The organism is Dyella silvatica (assembly GCF_026283955.1).
Taxonomy (GTDB): domain Bacteria; phylum Pseudomonadota; class Gammaproteobacteria; order Xanthomonadales; family Rhodanobacteraceae; genus Dyella_C; species Dyella_C silvatica.
Window position 1 is genome coordinate 1 of record NZ_JAPDPE010000121.1, and the last position, 15,811, is coordinate 15,811.

Annotated in this window: 15 protein-coding genes; 8 read left to right on the forward strand and 7 right to left on the reverse strand. The window is 61.9% G+C overall.

The genetic code is table 11. The annotated features are described in order from the left end of the window. The 3 genes from OUZ52_RS18945 to OUZ52_RS18955 all read left to right on the forward strand — a co-directional run. On the forward strand, window positions 1-452 hold a 452-nt coding region (locus OUZ52_RS18945; RefSeq protein WP_484489068.1), incomplete at its 5' end, for a ferredoxin reductase domain-containing protein. Window positions 453-686: 234 nt separating this feature from the next. Further along, window positions 687-2,861 carry a M1 family metallopeptidase gene (locus OUZ52_RS18950; RefSeq protein WP_266160096.1) on the forward strand — a complete coding sequence of 725 codons (2,175 nt, stop codon included), beginning with the start codon at window positions 687-689 and terminating at the stop codon, window positions 2,859-2,861. Beyond that, window positions 2,861-3,760 (forward strand): hypothetical protein, encoded by a 900-nt coding sequence (locus OUZ52_RS18955; RefSeq protein ID WP_266160097.1) that lies wholly within the window; start codon window positions 2,861-2,863, stop codon window positions 3,758-3,760. The genes OUZ52_RS18950 and OUZ52_RS18955 overlap by 1 nt, the downstream gene beginning before the upstream one ends. 132 nt (window positions 3,761-3,892) lie before the next feature. Here OUZ52_RS18955 and OUZ52_RS18960 read toward each other — a convergent pair whose 3' ends face one another. From OUZ52_RS18960 to OUZ52_RS18970, 3 genes are all read right to left on the reverse strand, one after another. Further along, the gene (locus tag OUZ52_RS18960) at window positions 3,893-4,432 is read right to left on the reverse strand and encodes a GNAT family N-acetyltransferase (RefSeq protein WP_266160098.1); all 540 of its coding nucleotides are present in this window, start codon (window positions 4,430-4,432) and stop codon (window positions 3,893-3,895) included. A 31-nt stretch (window positions 4,433-4,463) separates the two neighbouring features. Beyond that, window positions 4,464-4,931, reverse strand: a complete 468-nt coding sequence (locus tag OUZ52_RS18965) for an SET domain-containing protein-lysine N-methyltransferase (protein WP_266160099.1) — start codon at window positions 4,929-4,931, stop codon at window positions 4,464-4,466. Between the two features lie 489 nt (window positions 4,932-5,420). Further along, window positions 5,421-5,744: a ComEA family DNA-binding protein gene (locus OUZ52_RS18970; protein WP_266160100.1), complete on the reverse strand. Its 324-nt coding sequence runs from the start codon at window positions 5,742-5,744 to the stop codon at window positions 5,421-5,423. Between the two features lie 215 nt (window positions 5,745-5,959). Here OUZ52_RS18970 and OUZ52_RS18975 point away from each other — a divergent pair, with 215 nt between their 5' ends. The 5 genes from OUZ52_RS18975 to OUZ52_RS18995 all read left to right on the forward strand — a co-directional run bounded on the left by OUZ52_RS18975 (window position 5,960) and on the right by OUZ52_RS18995 (window position 12,198). Next, window positions 5,960-7,384 (forward strand): M20 family metallopeptidase, encoded by a 1,425-nt coding sequence (locus OUZ52_RS18975; protein WP_266160101.1) that lies wholly within the window; start codon window positions 5,960-5,962, stop codon window positions 7,382-7,384. Between the two features lie 262 nt (window positions 7,385-7,646). Beyond that, window positions 7,647-8,387, forward strand: coding sequence for a YggS family pyridoxal phosphate-dependent enzyme (locus OUZ52_RS18980; protein WP_266160102.1), 741 nt, complete (start codon window positions 7,647-7,649; stop codon window positions 8,385-8,387). 229 nt (window positions 8,388-8,616) lie between these two features. Beyond that, a complete protein-coding gene (locus tag OUZ52_RS18985; RefSeq protein WP_266160103.1) occupies window positions 8,617-9,363 on the forward strand; it encodes a C40 family peptidase in 747 nt (248 codons plus the stop codon). A gap of 251 nt (window positions 9,364-9,614) precedes the next feature. Further along, entirely contained in the window at window positions 9,615-9,962 is a 348-nt protein-coding gene (locus OUZ52_RS18990; RefSeq protein WP_266160110.1) for a DUF2946 domain-containing protein, read from the forward strand. A 196-nt stretch (window positions 9,963-10,158) separates the two neighbouring features. Next, a complete protein-coding gene (locus tag OUZ52_RS18995) occupies window positions 10,159-12,198 on the forward strand; it encodes a TonB-dependent copper receptor (RefSeq protein ID WP_425493884.1) in 2,040 nt (679 codons plus the stop codon). A 66-nt stretch (window positions 12,199-12,264) separates the two neighbouring features. On the opposite strand, the gene OUZ52_RS19000 is transcribed toward OUZ52_RS18995, so the two are convergent. The 4 genes from OUZ52_RS19000 to phnK form a co-directional block, all read right to left on the reverse strand. After that, a complete protein-coding gene (locus OUZ52_RS19000; RefSeq protein WP_266160105.1) occupies window positions 12,265-12,903 on the reverse strand; it encodes a Rossmann-fold NAD(P)-binding domain-containing protein in 639 nt (212 codons plus the stop codon). Between the two features lie 246 nt (window positions 12,904-13,149). Continuing rightward, entirely contained in the window at window positions 13,150-14,295 is a 1,146-nt protein-coding gene (locus tag OUZ52_RS19005; protein WP_266160106.1) for an alpha-D-ribose 1-methylphosphonate 5-triphosphate diphosphatase, read from the reverse strand. Continuing rightward, window positions 14,292-15,035: a phosphonate C-P lyase system protein PhnL gene (gene phnL / locus OUZ52_RS19010; RefSeq protein WP_266160107.1), complete on the reverse strand. Its 744-nt coding sequence runs from the start codon at window positions 15,033-15,035 to the stop codon at window positions 14,292-14,294. The genes OUZ52_RS19005 and phnL overlap by 4 nt, the downstream gene beginning before the upstream one ends. Before the next feature lie 56 nt (window positions 15,036-15,091). Next, window positions 15,092-15,811, reverse strand: a 720-nt coding sequence (gene phnK, locus OUZ52_RS19015) for a phosphonate C-P lyase system protein PhnK (RefSeq protein WP_266160109.1), incomplete at its 5' end; no start/stop codon positions are given.

Sequence of the window (15,811 nt, forward strand, 5' to 3'; positions counted from 1 at the left end):
GCATTCGCTCCCATCCCCATTTCCACCCGCCCACCGACGCCGGGCCGCTGATCCTGATCGGCAATGGCACCGGGCTGGCCGGTCTGCGAGCGCTGTTGAAGGCACGTATCGCTGCGGGGCATAAACGCCACTGGCTGCTGTTTGGCGAACGCCAGTCGGCGCATGATTTTTACTATCGTGACGAGATCGAGCACTGGCGAGCCACCGGCCATATCGAGCGCCTCGATCTGGTGTGGTCGCGTGATCAAACAGAGCGCATCCACGTGCAGCAACGCCTGCACGCCGCCGCCGATGCACTGTGTCAGTGGGTCGACGAGGGGGCGGCGATTTACGTCTGTGGCAGTCTTGCCGGTATGGCGCCGGGCGTGGATGCCGTGTTGCGCGAGGTACTGGGTGCGGCCCGGGTCGAGCAGTTGCGTGGCGAAGGGCGTTATCGCCGCGATGTGTACTGACGCTGGATCTTGCGCTGCTCTCTTACCCCGGACCCCGGAGGTGAAACCTAGGTGAGGTCCGAGCGTTGTTTCAGGCCTCACTTGGGCGGGCTGGACGTGACCTCTGGCCTGTGACGAAATTACCCAGATGACGCAGGCTGCACTATCACTCGGGGGAGATCGACGATGAGGTTACGGGTTGGCAAGAGTGGTTGCCTTTGGTTCGCCTGGATGTGCTGCATGGCGCAGTCATCGATGGCACAAAATGCGACCCCGACGACATCAGCGGCAGTGCAGCCACCGGCAGCGGCCAGTTCGGTCGCGGCGACAGTGTTGCCAGAGATTCCACTGGTTCACGCGGAAGCCGCTGCAGTCAACCTGCCCAGCGCGGCGAACGCCTGGGGCGGTGAGCGTACGGGCAACGAGGCAACCCTGTCGGATCGCGTAGTCAGCTATCGCATCGATGCCGAGCTGGATGCCGCCAAGCATGCCATCAGCGCCAAGCAGCAGATGACCTGGCGCAACCGCAGTGACCGTCCGATCCACAGCGTTTACCTGCATCTTTATCTCAACGCTTTCCAAAACGAGCAAAGCACTTTTTTCACCGAGCGCAATGTGCTCACCGCGCACGGTAGCTCGCGCGGTCGGGCGGCGTTGAAAAAAGGGCAATGGGGTTGGATTGATCTCAAGCAGGTGCGCCAGGGTACGGCATCGCTGAAGTGGTCTTTTGTGCACCCCGATGGCGGCCCGGAAACCGATCAGACTGTCGTGCGCATCGACTTGGCCGAGGCGGTGCCGGCCGGTGGCAGCTTGACGCTGGATATCGATTTCTTAAGCCAATTGCCGCGCGTGGTCGAGCGCACCGGCTATTTCGGTGACTTCAATCTGGTCGGGCAGTGGTTTCCAAAGATCGGTGTGCTTGAGTTGCCCGGTGAGCGTGGCGCCGGCGAAGTGCGCTGGAACGTGCACGAATTCCATTTCAATAGTGAGTTCTATGCCGACTTCGGCAGCTTCGACGTGCACATGACGGTGCCCTCGGATTACACCGTGGGTGCCGTGGGCGAGCAACAAGGCGAGCCGGTCAAGGGCAATGGCAAGACGACCTATCATTTTGTGCAGGGCGATGTGCACGATTTTGCCTGGGTCGCGGCCAAGGGCTATCAAACCATCGATGCCAGCTATGTCGGGCCGGGCAGTCCGAAAGTCGCTGTGCGAGTGATTTATCCGCCGGAATACGTCGCAACCGCGCAGCCGGTGATGAAGGCGACGCTGGATTCGCTGGCCTATTTCTCGCGCACCCTGGGTGCTTATCCTTACCACACGGTGACGGCGGTGGTTCCGCCGTATAACGCCGATGAGGCGGGCGGGATGGAGTATCCGACCTTCTTTACCGCAGAGGGCATGTCCAAGATCGACCCGCAGACTGCCGATCAGTGGGAGATCGACTTCGTCACCATCCACGAATTCGGCCACGGTTATTTCTACGGCATTCTGGCCTCCAATGAATTTGAAGAGCCGATACTCGACGAAGGCCTCAACGAATACTGGGATCAGCGCATGCTGCGCGAGCGCAATCAGCGCTTTCTGGTGCCCGCGACATGGATGCGCCGCCTGGGCATGACGCCATCTGCCTATGTGTTCGATATGGAACGCATGGCTGCCGGACTCAACCGCCCGGTAGATCCGCTAGGCCAGAACAGCTGGAATCGCTTGTCCAGCAGCAGCTATGGCTCGGTGTATTCGCGTACCGCAACGGCAATGCACGATCTGGAAGAGCGACTGGGCAAGGACGTCACCGAGCGCGCTTTCCATGAGTACTACAAGCGCTGGCGCTTCCGCCATCCTTCGGTGGCTGACTTGCGCGCGGCCTTGATCGATGTGTCGGGCGATGCCAAAAACGTCAATGAGATCTTCGACCAGTACGTCTTCGGTACCGCGAAAATCGATGATCGCGTCAGCTCGATCGACAATCAGGAGGTGCTGCCCTTGGCGGGCTCCACGTCGAAAGACGGCAGCCGCAGCGAGCTCGATCCGGATCAGCTCGACAAGCAGATCACCAAGCAACGGGATGACTGGAAAAAAGCCCATCCCGACGCCAAGCCGGAAGGGGGCGGGCCATTCCCGTGGCGTGGCACGGTCACCGTGGTACGCGATGGTGCGCAGGCTCCTCAGCTACTGCGGGTGAAGTTTGCCGATGGCAGTCATGAAGATGTGCGCTGGGACGACGATCGCCGCTGGGCACGTTTCGTCTTCACCAAGCCCACGAAAATCGTCTCGGCCGAGCTGGACCCGGAGCAAAAGATCAATCTGGATGCCAACAAGCTCAACGACAGCAAGACCACAAAACCCAATAGCGCGGCATCGCGTCGCTGGAGTGCCGATGTCGGGTCCCTGGTACAGGCTTTCTACGCACTTCTGGGGACACTGTGATGGCTTCTAACAAGATCTCTCGCCGGGTCAGTCTCGCTGCGCTAGTGCGCGCTTTGTTTGGCGCCTTGCAATGGCGCTTGTTGCTGCTGTGGTCGGTATTGCTGTTGTTGCCGACGGCGGTGCTGGCGATTCCGCTATGGAAGACCTTGAGCGGTTTGCTCGATCATTCCGTGCATGCCGATGCGTGGGCGCGGCAAGTGGATGCGACGATGTTCGGCGACACGCTGCGGATCATTGGCGACCCGATGGATGCTTTTGGTGGCGGTCTCTTGATCGGCCTGGTGTTGACGCTGCTGCTTGCCTCGTGGCTTAACGGCATGGTGATCGCCAGCGGTCGCGCGGGTCGTACGCTTGGCTTTGGTCAGCTCTTGCATGGCGGCCTGACGGAGTACGGGCGTATGTTCCGCCTGATGCTGTGGTCGCTGTTGCCGTTCGCCATCGTGATCGGCGGCGCTCAATGGATATTCGATACCGCCAATGACCGTGTCGATGCCGCGGTGCTTGAGTCGCAGGCAGACGCCAGCCAGCACATGGCCTTCTGGGTGAGCGGGGCATTGTTTGTGCTGATGCATGCCGTGGTGGAATCGGCTCGTGCGGCATTTATCGCCGACACCGGCCTGCGTTCGGCCACGCGTGCGCTCTGGCGCGGCTTCAAGCAGTTGCTGCGGCGTCCCTTCAGCACCTTGTTTGCCTATCTGCTGGTCAGCGCGATCGGCGCGGCGGCGGTGTTGGCGCTGGGCATGGCACGCATCCAGGTGCCGGCGATTGGTTTCGGTGGCTTTGTCGCAGCGTTCGTGCTTACCCAGATTATTGTCGCGGCGATCGGCTGGACCCGCGTCGCGCGCTTGTATGCGCTGGCGGAGGTGTCGCGTTCGCTGACACCCTCGCGACTGGGATAAGTTTGGCGGGGTTATCTATGCAGGCTGGGGAACGTACCGCGAACCCCAGCCTGGCGAACCCCAGCCTGTGCCTCTGGCCTGTGTTGCCCTGGGCCGAGGCGCACCTCACGCGTTATCGAACTTAGCCATCGGTCAGGCGTAAGCGCAGCGGGTCTCTGGCGACGGTGGGTAATAAGCGAAGACGTGGTTGTGGCTACCGTAGAAATCCATGTCTTCGATGTGCTCGCCGCCAAGGCGTTCGGCAACCCGGTCGGAGGCTTCGTTGCCGATGCGCACCAGACTGATAATCCGTGGCGCGCGTAACTTGCACCAGGCGAATTCGAGCACCGCATTGCCTGCTTCGGTGGCATAGCCCTGGTGGCGATATTCCGGCTTGAGCATCCAGCCAAGTTCCAGCTCGGGCCAGCCCTCGGGATACATCAGCCCGACGCGGCCGATGAATTCGCCGGTGGATTTCAATTCCAGCGCCCACATGCCATAGCCGCGCAATTGCCAGTGTCCCAGCAACATGGCCAGCGAGCGCCATGCGTGGCTGCGATCCAGCGGCTGGCCGTCACCGATCCAGCGCGTGCTGGCCGGGTCGGCGAGCATGGCGGCGTAGTCGTCGAAATGCCGGTCGGTCAGGGCGGTCAGACGCAGGCGGGTGGTTTCGAGAATAGGGATATCGAGCATCACGGCATCAGCTGATTTGGGCGGCCCTGAGTCACAGGCTGCCTAGCAATTTGGAGAGCGTACGAGTGCTTAGGGCCAAGCTTTCGGACCATGGCAAGCCGATGATTCTCTCACCTGTCGCCGTATCGACAAAATCCTCCTGCTGTCCGGGGGGCAGCAGGTGGCGGTAATCCACGGTGATTTCAGTACCTTGCGGCAGGTTGCGCAGGGCGAACACAAAGCCCAGATGCCATAGGCCGGTGGGCTCAAAGCTGTGATTGATAAAGCATTCGTCCGGCCAGTCAGGCGAAACCGTGTAACGGTCTTCGAACCAGCGGGCACTGGCATAGAGCTGGGTTTTCAGCTCGGGTGAACTGCTGAGCTCGTCGTAGCGCCAGGTCTTGTCGATCGCATCCGGGGCCGTGACGATACGCCCGATGGCGATATCTTCCTCTAGAAACAAGCCCTTGCCTGCGCCCTCAATGGAGGAGGGGGCGATGCGGTAACGCGGAAGAATCATGGCAGCGCGGACGGTTTGAGAGGCGCGGAGTGTAGCGCAACCAGCGGAGCCCGCCAGGGCCTCGCCAGCGACACCTTTTTACCCCTGGCTAATCTCGTGGCTACGGCTGATGACGAACAGCATGACTAAGTATCGAAAGATGGCGCATGAGTGTTTTCTCGACAGTGATCGGTACGAGGCTGGAGCAGACCCACACCGCGATCGCGCATCCTGTGGCAACCGGCGCCTGGATGGAGATAACCGCTAGGGCTAGGAGAATAGTCGGCACCGTGCTCATCCACTGGGTGCCCTGGCACTGACGCGTATCTTCTCGATCGATCCGGGGCCACCGTCGCTGTCCCATCAATCGCGCTACAGCGTTGTAGATCTGATCCATAGCGCGCGTATAGCGCGTGATCACGATGTTGCCGGCGTTTGAGTGGTATGGGGTAGAGCAGCATCGGCGGAACCCGCCAGGGCTCCGCCGATGGTCCTTTATGTTGCCGCAGCTTATTCCCCAGCGGCTTGTTTGGTCTTGCTCTTGGCCGGGCTGGCGGTTTCGGCGGCTACTTCGTCGCTGAGCAGGACAGAGCTGCGAATGCGTTCCAGCGTGGCCTCGCCGATGCCTTTGACTTGGATCAGGTCATCGACACTTTTGAAGGGGCCGTGCTCGTCGCGCCAGGCAACGATGGCCTTGGCTTTGGAGGGGCCGATACCGTCCAGCGACTGGGCGATGGTTTCGGCATTGGCCTTGTTGACGTTGACGGGTGTGGCGGCGAAAGCGGGCAGGGCGAGGGCTAGTGCGAAGGCCCATGCGGCAAGTTTGCGAAACATGATGTTTCCCTCTTGAGATGTGGTTACGGCCTTCCTTAGGCCGTGAATTGACTATGCCTGCCTGCTTTCGCAGGTGCAGTCAGCCGAGTGCTTGCGCTCAGTACGGGCGAGGCCCATGAGGTTGTCGGTTGCCCCCTACGCGTTGTCAGCGATGGCGAGCGCTGTGAGGGTCGCTGATACAATGCGCGCTTCCCCCGATCTACAGGAGTCGCCCCTTGGATACCGCCCGCCTTACCCGTTTTGTCAGCGGCCTTTGGGACGACGAGATCGTGCCGCAGCTGGTCGAATACATCCGTATTCCCAACAAGTCGCCGATGTTCGATGCCAAGTGGGTCGAGCACGGTTATATGGACGCGGCCGTCAAGCTGATGGAAACCTGGGCGCGCTCCAAGCTCTCCGCCTTGCCGGGTGCCACACTCGAAGTGGTGCGATTGGAAGGGCGTACGCCGCTTATCTATATCGAGGTTCCGGGCAGCAGTGATGACACTGTCGTGCTCTATGGGCATCTGGACAAACAGCCCGAGATGACCGGTTGGGCCGAAGGCCTGGGCCCGTGGACCCCGGTAATCAAGGGCGACAAGTTGTATGGCCGCGGCGGTGCCGACGACGGCTACGCCATCTTCGGTTCGCTGGCTGCCTTGCTGGCCCTGCGCGAGCAAGGCGTACCGCATGCGCGCTGCGTGGTGCTGATCGAAGCCTGCGAAGAATCCGGCAGCTACGACTTGCCGTATTACGTCGATCATTTGGCCGCGCGCATTGGCAACCCATCGCTGGTGGTGTGTCTGGATTCGGGTTGCGGCAACTACGACCAGCTATGGCTGACCACCTCTTTGCGCGGCATGACTGGCGGCGAGCTGACCGTGCAGGTGCTGGAAGAGGGCGTGCATTCCGGCGATGCCTCCGGGGTGGTGCCGTCCAGCTTCCGCATCCTGCGAGAGCTGCTTTCGCGCCTGGAAGATCCCGAGACCGGCACGATCAAGCCGCAAGAGCTTTATGTTGAGATTCCGCCGCAGCGCATCGAGCAAGCCAAGCGTTCGGCCGAGGTGTTGGGGACGGCGGTGTATGACAAATTTCCCTTTGTCGAGGGCATGCACCCGACCACCGATAACCTGACCGAACTGGTGCTCAACCGCTCCTGGCGGCCGCAGTTGGCGGTGACCGGCGTGGACGGCATGCCGCCGCTGGAAAGTGCCGGTAACGTGCTGCGCCCGAAGACCTCGGTGAAGCTCAGCTTGCGCGTGCCGCCGACGCTTTCCGGGGCCAAGGCCGGTCAGCTGGTAAAGGCGCTGCTGGAGAAAGACCCACCGTATGGCGCCAAGGTCAGCTTCAAGCTGGAGAAAGATGGCAGCGGCTGGAATGCACCGCAGTTGTCGCCGTGGCTGGAGGAGGCGGTAGCCGAGGCCTCGAAGCATTATTTCGGTGCGCCTGCCGTCTACATGGGCGAGGGCGGCAGCATCCCGTTCATGGGCATGCTGGGCGAGAAATTTCCGCAGGCGCAGTTCCTGATTACCGGCGTGCTCGGTCCGCACTCCACTGCGCATGGCCCGAATGAGTTCTTGCATATCCCCACCGGCAAGAAAGTAAGCATGGTGGTGGCCGAAGTGGTTGCCCGACATTACCAGCAGGCTGCCAAGGGCTGAGCCTGCGCGTATCGCGATAACGCCCGGCCATCCTGCTGGCATGCCAGGCCGGGATGGCCGGCAGTAGGGATGGCTGTCCGCAAAGGCGGCCGATCCAGGTGTGCGCTCCCCAGGCATGCCCTCGATGTGATCCTGGCGAAAGCTTGCCGCCTCATGCTCGGCTTTCGTTAGCTCACCGGACGACGGCGTATAGCCCATCGGTGCCCACCGATCAGGCCTCCCCAGAAGGGACGCTGTCTCCCGTCATCACCACGGCGATGCCATGACCCAAGCTTCCAGCGACTTCCCCTATCTAGCCTCCCATTGGTCGACGATTCGCCAGCGTGTAGACGCGGCTTGCCGCGAAGCGGGGCGCGATCCCGCCGAGGTAAGCATCCTGCCGGTCAGCAAGACCTTTGGCCCCGAGGTGATTCGCGCGGCCGTAGCGCTGGGGCTGCATCGCTTTGGCGAGAACAAGGTGCAGGAGATTCGCGACAAGGCCGGACCCTTGGCCGATTGCGGCATCGACTGGGTGATGATCGGTCATTTGCAGACCAACAAAACCAAGGATGTGGCGCGGTTGGCTAGCGAAGTGCAGTCGCTGGACCGCCCCGAGCTGGCCGAAGCATTGCATCGCCGCCTACAGATCGAGGGCCGGGTGATCGACGTGCTGGTGCAGGTAAAGACCTCGCGCGAGGAGAGCAAGTACGGCTTGCCGCCAGAGCAGCTGCCGGACTTTCTGGACATGCTGCGTGGCTACGACACGATGCGGGTGCGCGGTCTGATGACACTGGCGATCCATTCCAGCGATCCGCAGGAGGTACGGGCATGCTTCCGGCTACTGCGCGAGCTGCGTGCCCAGGCAAATGCCCAGGGTCATGATTTAAAACGACTTTCCATGGGGATGAGCGGTGATTTTCCGCTGGCTATCGCCGAGGGGGCGACCGAAGTGCGTATCGGCACCGCGATCTTTGGCAGCCGCCCCTATCCGGACGACTATTACTGGCCTGAAATAACTAAATAGTTCACTAAACATTTGAAAATGTGGTTGCGGAAGTAACATTTCTTTTCTGTTCATGGAGTTAGCCCCAAGCATCAGGCGTGCCAGATTTCGAAACGCTGGGGTTTAGTTAACCCCAATCGAACATACCGCCCGGCTTGCTTTGATAACTTCACCCCTTCATCACGCGGTCGACTGCAATGCAGGAGCAGTGCAGCGACTCAATTTGTGAACCGCGCCGGGGGTTTCCTGCATGCCAACAAAGCGTTTGACCGTACTCTCTGTGCTTGCCGTTGCAGCGCTCAGCTCCGGCTCGATTTTCGCTCAGACCAGCATGGTCGCGTCGCAGGGGGCTGTCGGCACCATCACCGCTCCCCACTTACTTTCCCAGTTTCCGATCCTCGCGCCAGCACCCATGCTGGCGCAGTCCGTTTTGCCGACCCAATTAACTGCGCAAGCACCTGCTGCTGCACAGGCATCTGCGATTGAAGGCACGCCGACGCTGCACATGGCCGGCGAGTCGGCCCCGCTGGCTGATGTCAGTGACGTTGGCGATGACGGCGACGACAGCGCCATCAACAACTCCGCCGATTTGCACAAAACGCTGATCGGCCTGGCGATGAAGCTGCGTGACATCCGTTATGTGCGCGGTGGCCGCGATCCCTCGACCGGCTTCGATTGCAGCGGCTTTGTTCGTTACGTCTTCGCGCATGCCATCGGTCTGGAGCTGCCGTCCAATTCCGCCTCGCAGTTCCTCGCCGGCCTCAAGGTCAATCGCGCTGAAATGCAGCCGGGCGACTTGGTGTTTTTCCGCACCGCCGGTCGTCGTGGCAAGGGCCGCATTTCGCATGTCGGTATCTACATCGACCACGGTCAATTCATCCACTCACCGTCGCGCGGCAAGGCTGTGCGGGTAGACAATCTGGATGAAAGCTATTGGGCCAAGCGTTTCGCCGGCGCCAAGCGCCCCGGCGGCATGGCGGTCGCACAGCGCGGCTGATCACTCCCAATTTCCGCAGTCCAAAGCCGCCCTCGGGCGGCTTTTTTTTATGTCCAACATTTCTGATGCGAGTTGTCTGCTTCGCGGGTTTTGGTGGTGAGGGCCGCGGTCGCGCGGGGCGTGGCTTGCACTGCGGCCGTTTGCCACTGCAAGTTTTTGCGATGTGCGTGCCATGATCCCTAGGTCTTTACAGACCCAGGGGCTGGACAATACGCACGGGCACGCTTAATCGAGTAACCGCATGGCTGGCGCTGTTGGCGATCTGGTTGACGGTGATTGCGCCCGTGGTATCGCGTGCACTGCCGAGTTCGGATTCGCCCGATCTCGGCGCATGGTGCATGGGGCACGAGGGTTTAAGCGACAAGCATGCATCGCCATCGTCGCCGGTATCTCATCCACACGATGCCGATCACTGGGAGCGTTGTGGCTACTGCAGCCTTTTCAGCCACAGCCCGACACTGAGCTTCACGCCATCGTCGCTGCTGTTGCCGGCACCGTCTCTGTGGCTGTCGGTGTGGCTGCCGACACAACCCGCGGTGGCCGCGCGCCCGTTGTTTGACGCGGCTCCGCGCGGGCCTCCGGCGATCTCGCTGAGCTGATCCATCTCCCGGCACCTGACTGGCCAACGGCCACGCTCGGTGCGTGTCAGAACAACGAGGAACCCCCATGTACTATCTCCATTCCCGGCGCGCGGCTGCGCGCTCGCGGATGCGTAAACGCGTGTCCGTTTTAACCGCTGCTTACGTCGCTTCCTGGCATCCATCGCAGGGTTCGCGCTGGATCGCCCTCAGTGCCTTGGGCTTGATCAGCCCCTGGGCGCTTGCCACTGACGATAAGCCTGGCCAGACGCTGCCGCCGATCGTGGTCACCGCGACGATGCAGGACAGTCCGCTTACGGTGATCACCGATCCCAAGGCGCCACGTCAGCCGGTACCCGCCAGCGATGGCGCGGATTTTCTCAAAAGCATCCCGGGCTTTGCGGTGATTCGCAAAGGCGGCAGCAATGGCGATCCGTTGCTGCGCGGTATGGCCGGGTCACGCCTCAACATCCTGATTGACGGTGGACAGATCGGTGGCGGTTGTCCGTCACGGATGGACCCGCCAACGGCTTACATCTCGCCATCGCTGTTCGACAAAGTCACCATCATCAAGGGGCCGCAGACGGTGCTGTATGGCCCCGGCAATTCGGCTGGCACGATTTTGTTCGAGCGCGAATTCAGTCGCTATGCGCAGCCTGCATGGTCGTTCAATGGCAGTGTGCTCGGCGGTTCCTGGGGGCGTAACGATCAACAGTTCGATCTGCATGCCGGTACTCCGGACGTCTATCTCGCAGTAAGCGGTAACCATACCCAATCGCAGGACTACGAAGATGGCGACGGCCGCCGCGTGCATTCTTCTTATGATCGCTGGAACACCGACATCACGCTGGGCTGGACACCCAATGACGACACCCGGCTGGAACTGACCGTAGGCAAGGGCGATGGCCAGGCTGCTTATGCATTCAGCGGTATGGATGGGGCGAAGTTTCTGCGCGAAAGCGTCGCACTGAAGTTTGAGCAGCGTCATTTGACGCCGGTGTTCGACAAGCTTGAAGCGCAGGTTTATTACAACTACGCCAATCACGTGATGGACAACTACACCCTGCGTCGCCCCGACCCCGACAGCATGATGCCGATGGCGATGGCCAGCGACTTGGATCGCAAAACCGTCGGCGGCCGCGTGGCAGCGACCTGTTTGTGGGGCAATGCGTGGCAGTGGGTGGTCGGCGCCGATGCCAGCAGCAATGTGCATACCGGTCGTAATGGCGGCCCGCCAGGCAACCGGATGTACTACGGCGATCAGCCACGGGTACGCGATGCACGTATCGGCAGCGTCGGCCTGTTCGAAGAACTGCGCTGGACGATGGCGCAGCATCAACGGTTGATTTCCGGCTTGCGCGTAGACCGCGCACAAGCTCGCGGCTACGGTCTGGCGATGGCGTCGATGACTGACAGCATGGGCGGTATGAACCATGGCATGGGGATGCCGGCGCCGCGTACGGTCGACGCCAGCCGTGCGGCGGTACTGCCGTCCGGTTTTGTACGTTACGAGCAGGATCTCAGTGGCACGCCGGCGACCTTTTATGCCGGCATCGGGCATGTGCAGCGCTTTCCCGATTACTGGGAGTTGGTGGGTCAGCATGCGACCAAGTCACAGGCGGCGTTCTCTGCACTCAAGCCGGAAAAAACCACCCAGCTCGATATCGGCCTGCAGTACGACGATCAACAGCTGAAAGCGTGGGTCTCCGCCTACTACGGCGTGGTCAGCAATTTCATCATGCTCAATTACGGTCAAGGCATGATGGCGCGCAGCTATGCCAGCAATATCAATGCGCGCATTGCCGGTGGCGAAGCCGGTGCCAGCTATGCCTTCAGCAAACGCTGGCAGGGCGACGCCACTCTGGCCTATGCCTGGGGTGAGAACCGTAGCCAGCACCGACCCCTGCCGCAACAACCGCCGCTGGAATTACGCCTTGGCCTGACCTACGACACCGGCAACTGGTCGGCCGGTGCGTTGTGGCGCCTGGCCTCGGCACAGCATCGCTACGCCTTGGGCCAGGGCAATATCATCGGCCAGGATCTGGGCCCGACGAATGGTTTTGGCGTGTTCGCGCTGAATGCCGGATACCGTCTCAGCGAGCACCTGACCTTGAGTGCCGGTATCGACAATGTGTTCAACAAAACCTATGCCGAGCACGTCAATGCCGCTAACGCCGAGCTGGCCGGTTACGTCAATACGGTGCGCGTCAATGAGCCAGGCCGCACCGCATGGGCCAAGCTACAGCTGAAGTTGTAATGCCGCGATGTTGATCGGCGCGCTGCCCCTTGCGCTAAGGCAGGGGCAGCGATTTGGCCTTCTATATCAATCGGCGCCAAGTCGCTGTAGCTCATCCGATTCAACGATGCGCACACCAGGCGCATCCTCTTGTGACAATCGCCACAACGCGTTGGCCACCGTGCTCGCCTCGATGCCGCTCCAGCGCTTGGGCAGCAGGCGTGAAAGCAGGCCGAGTCGATCGGCGAGCCTCGGCTTCGCCCGGCCGAGCAATAGCGACGGTCGCACAATGGTTAGTTGCGGCCAGCCTTGTTGTTGCAGCGCTTGTTCAATCTCGCCCTTGACGCGGTTATAAAACACCCGCGATTGCGGATCGGCGCCCAGTGAGCTGACCAACAAATAATGCCGCGCACCCAGGGTCAGCGCCTGCTTGCCCAAGGCCAGCGGAAGCTCGTAGTCGACCATGCGAAACGCCTCGCGCGAGCCGGCCTGGTGAATGGTGGTGCCAAGGCAGCAGAACACCGTGTCGACCGTGCCGCGCAGTTGCGGCAGCAGACGGCTGAGTACGCCGACGGGATTCTCCAGCTGCGGCTGTGCCGGTAGCGCACGCCGTGTCGGCGCCAGCACCTGCGGTGCCGTGACATCGTCGAACAACCGCTGCAACAGATGGCTGCCGGTCAGGCCTGTGGCGCCGGCAAGCAAGACGTGGCGTGGTGTAGTGCTCATACGGTCGGTCACTCCGGCGATGGCCTCGATGCACGCCGGGGCCAGGACAGCACGATAGCGCGTCAGGCACCGCGGGAGTTACCGCAAGGGATTGCGTCGATGTTTTCCTTCAGGAATTGGCTGCAGGGCAGCTGCGTGCCGGTATCAACACTGGATCGGTGCATGCCTGGCCATACGGGTATGGCGCAACGGGCTGCAGCCTCCATCCTCCCCCTCAAAACCGGAGAGGGAGGATGGGTTTCTTGATTAAAAACTCCGCTCGCCGCGCACCCATACGTTGCGCACCACCGGCAGGTCTTGCACGGCGCGCATGCGCACCAGGTCGGCGCGATAGCCGGGCTTGATATGCCCACGATCCTGAAAGCCCAATGCCAGTGCCGGATTGCCGGCCACCGTCGCCATCGCGCGAGGCATCGACCAGCCCGCCTGGGTATGCAGCATCAGGGCGCCGTGCAGCAGGCTGGCGGGCACGTAGTCGGACGACAGCATGTCGAGGCGGTCGGTATGGGCCAGCTCCATCGCGGCCACGTTGCCAGAATGCGAACCGCCGCGAACCACGTTGGGCGCGCCCATCACCGTCGTCAGGCCGAGCTTGCGCGCGGCTTCGGCAGCTTCGTGCGTGGTCGGAAATTCAGAGATGCTGACGCCGATGCGATGGGCATGCTCCACCTGCTGTGTATCGGTGTCGTCGTGACTGGCCAGCACAATGTCCTTTTTGCTTTTCGCCATGGCCAGTACGGCGCTTTCGTGGCGCGAGCTATAAGTGGCTTGCTGGTCGACGCGGCGGCTGACGACGTCGTTGAACTCGTCCTCGCTCCAGCTCTTGCGGTTCTTGCTGTAGTACTTGCGGTATTGCTGGATATCGCGGTACTGCCGCTGGCCCGGGGTGTGATCCATCAGCGACAGCAGCCGCACACTGTTGTGATTCATCAGCGGTTCGAGGGCTTCGAGCAGGCGCGGATAAGCCAGCTCGCAACGCAGGTGGATCCAATGGTCGGCGCGCAGTGCACCGCTGGCCTGGCCGGCGAGAATGGCATCGTAAGTGCCGCGCAGGGTTTCGATGCGTACGCTTTCTTCTTCCAGGTCGCCCACCGACAAGGCATCGAAAACGGTGGTAATACCGGCGGCGACGACTTGCGCGTCATGGGTAAGCACTGCCGGTAGCGCCGGCCAGATCACGCCGGCGCGCGGCATCAGGTGTTTTTCGAGGTTATCGGTGTGCAGCTCAATCAGGCCGGGGACGACGAAATCGCCTTCGCAGTCGATGGCGCCGGGCGCCTGGGTCGGGCCTTCATCGATCAGCCGGATGACGCCATTGCGGGCGATCAAGGTGCCGTGCAGCACGCTGTCTTCGAGCACGATGTTGGCGTTGGTGAGAACGAGGTCAGTCATGGCTTCATCATCTCTAAGGGCTGCATGTCTAAAGTATTCGGGCGGTGTTGCAGGGGCGCGTCGGCCAGCGGCCCCATCGGGAACAGGCGCGTGGCCACGCGGTCACGCATGTCTTCGTCATGAAAGATGCCGAGCACGGCGGAGCCGGCGTTGCGCGCTTCTTCCAGCAACTGGGCGACCACGGCGCGGTTATCCGCATCCAGCGAGGCGGTGGGTTCGTCCAGCAGCAGCAACGGGCGGCGCACGATCAGCCCGCGCGCAATATTCACGCGCTGCTGTTCGCCGCCGGAGAAGGTGCCCGGCGGCAAGCGCCAAAGCCGTTCGGGAACATTGAGCCGATGCAGCAAGGCGCCGGCCTGTTGCTGCGCTTCGGCGCTGGATGCGCCACTTTCCAGCAGCGGCTCGGCGACGATGTCCAGGGTTGGTACGCGCGGGATAACGCGTAGAAACTGGCTGACATAACCCAGCGTGCGCCGACGCACGTCGAGCACTTCATGCGGCGATGCCTGGGCCAGATCCAGCCAGTCGCCATCGTGGCGTACTCGCACCGCGCCAAAGCTGGGGCGATAGTTGGCATAGATCACCCGCAGCAAGGTGCTTTTGCCCGCACCGGACGGGCCGGAGAGCACCACGCATTCGCCGGCGTGCACATCGAGATCGAGCGCTTCGAGCACGTTCAGGCGTGCGCCGTGCTGATGATGCAATTCGAAGCATTTGGCCAGGCCGCGAAGTTGCAGCATGCACGGCTGCGTTGAAGTAGCGTTATTCATGGGGGCATTAATCATGTGGCTGGCGGTCATGTGGTCAGCACCGATGAAACAAGCAGTTGGGTATAGGGATGCTGCGGGTCGTCGAGAATCTGGTCGGTGAGCCCGGTTTCCACCACCCGGCCGCCTTGCATGACGATGGTGCGCGCAGCGAGCAGGCGGGCCACGGCAAGATCATGCGTGACCATCACCGCGGCCAGCCCCAGCTCGTTCACCAGTCGTCGCAGCAAGTCGAGGATGCGCGCCTGCACTGAGACATCGAGGCCGGCGGTAGGTTCGTCCATGAAAACCAGCCGCGGCTGAGTGACCAGGGTGCGGGCAATTTGCAGGCGTTGCTGCATGCCGCCGGAAAAGCTGGTCGGCGCATCGTCGATGCGTGCCGGGTCGATTTCCACGCGCTCCAGCCAGCCCTTGGCGATCTCGCGCAGGCGGCCGTAGTCGCGCATGCCCAGCGCCATCAGGCGCTCAGCGACGTTGGCGCCGGCGCTGACATTGAGGCGCAGGCCATCGCGCGGGTTCTGCGTGACGAAACCCCATTCTTCGCGTGCCAGGCGGCGGCGGTCGGCTTCGCTCAAGGCGTCGATATCCAGCCAGCGGGCATCGCGTTGGCGATAGCGCACCGTGCCCGAGGTCGGCTCTAATTGCGCGGCGACGGTATTGAGCAGGGTCGATTTGCCCGAGCCCGATTCACCGACGATGCATAGCAGCTCGCCCGGATGCAGATCAAAGCTGACGTCCTGGCAGCCCAT

Bases quoted from the DNA above. Each gene is read 5' to 3' on its own strand.
- OUZ52_RS18960 (WP_266160098.1), bottom strand. From the start codon at position 4,432: ATGCTCGATATCCCTATTCTCGAAACCACCCGCCTGCGTCTGACCGCC.
- OUZ52_RS18985 (WP_266160103.1), top strand. From the start codon at position 8,617: ATGCCAACAAAGCGTTTGACCGTACTCTCTGTGCTTGCCGTTGCAGCG.
- OUZ52_RS18970 (WP_266160100.1), bottom strand. From the start codon at position 5,744: ATGTTTCGCAAACTTGCCGCATGGGCCTTCGCACTAGCCCTCGCCCTG.
- phnL (WP_266160107.1), bottom strand. From the start codon at position 15,035: ATGCTGCAACTTCGCGGCCTGGCCAAATGCTTCGAATTGCATCATCAG.
- OUZ52_RS18955 (WP_266160097.1), top strand. From the start codon at position 2,861: ATGGCTTCTAACAAGATCTCTCGCCGGGTCAGTCTCGCTGCGCTAGTG.
- OUZ52_RS18980 (WP_266160102.1), top strand. From the start codon at position 7,647: ATGACCCAAGCTTCCAGCGACTTCCCCTATCTAGCCTCCCATTGGTCG.
- OUZ52_RS18965 (WP_266160099.1), bottom strand. From the start codon at position 4,931: ATGATTCTTCCGCGTTACCGCATCGCCCCCTCCTCCATTGAGGGCGCA.
- OUZ52_RS18950 (WP_266160096.1), top strand. From the start codon at position 687: ATGGCACAAAATGCGACCCCGACGACATCAGCGGCAGTGCAGCCACCG.
- OUZ52_RS19000 (WP_266160105.1), bottom strand. From the start codon at position 12,903: ATGAGCACTACACCACGCCACGTCTTGCTTGCCGGCGCCACAGGCCTG.
- OUZ52_RS19005 (WP_266160106.1), bottom strand. From the start codon at position 14,295: ATGACTGACCTCGTTCTCACCAACGCCAACATCGTGCTCGAAGACAGC.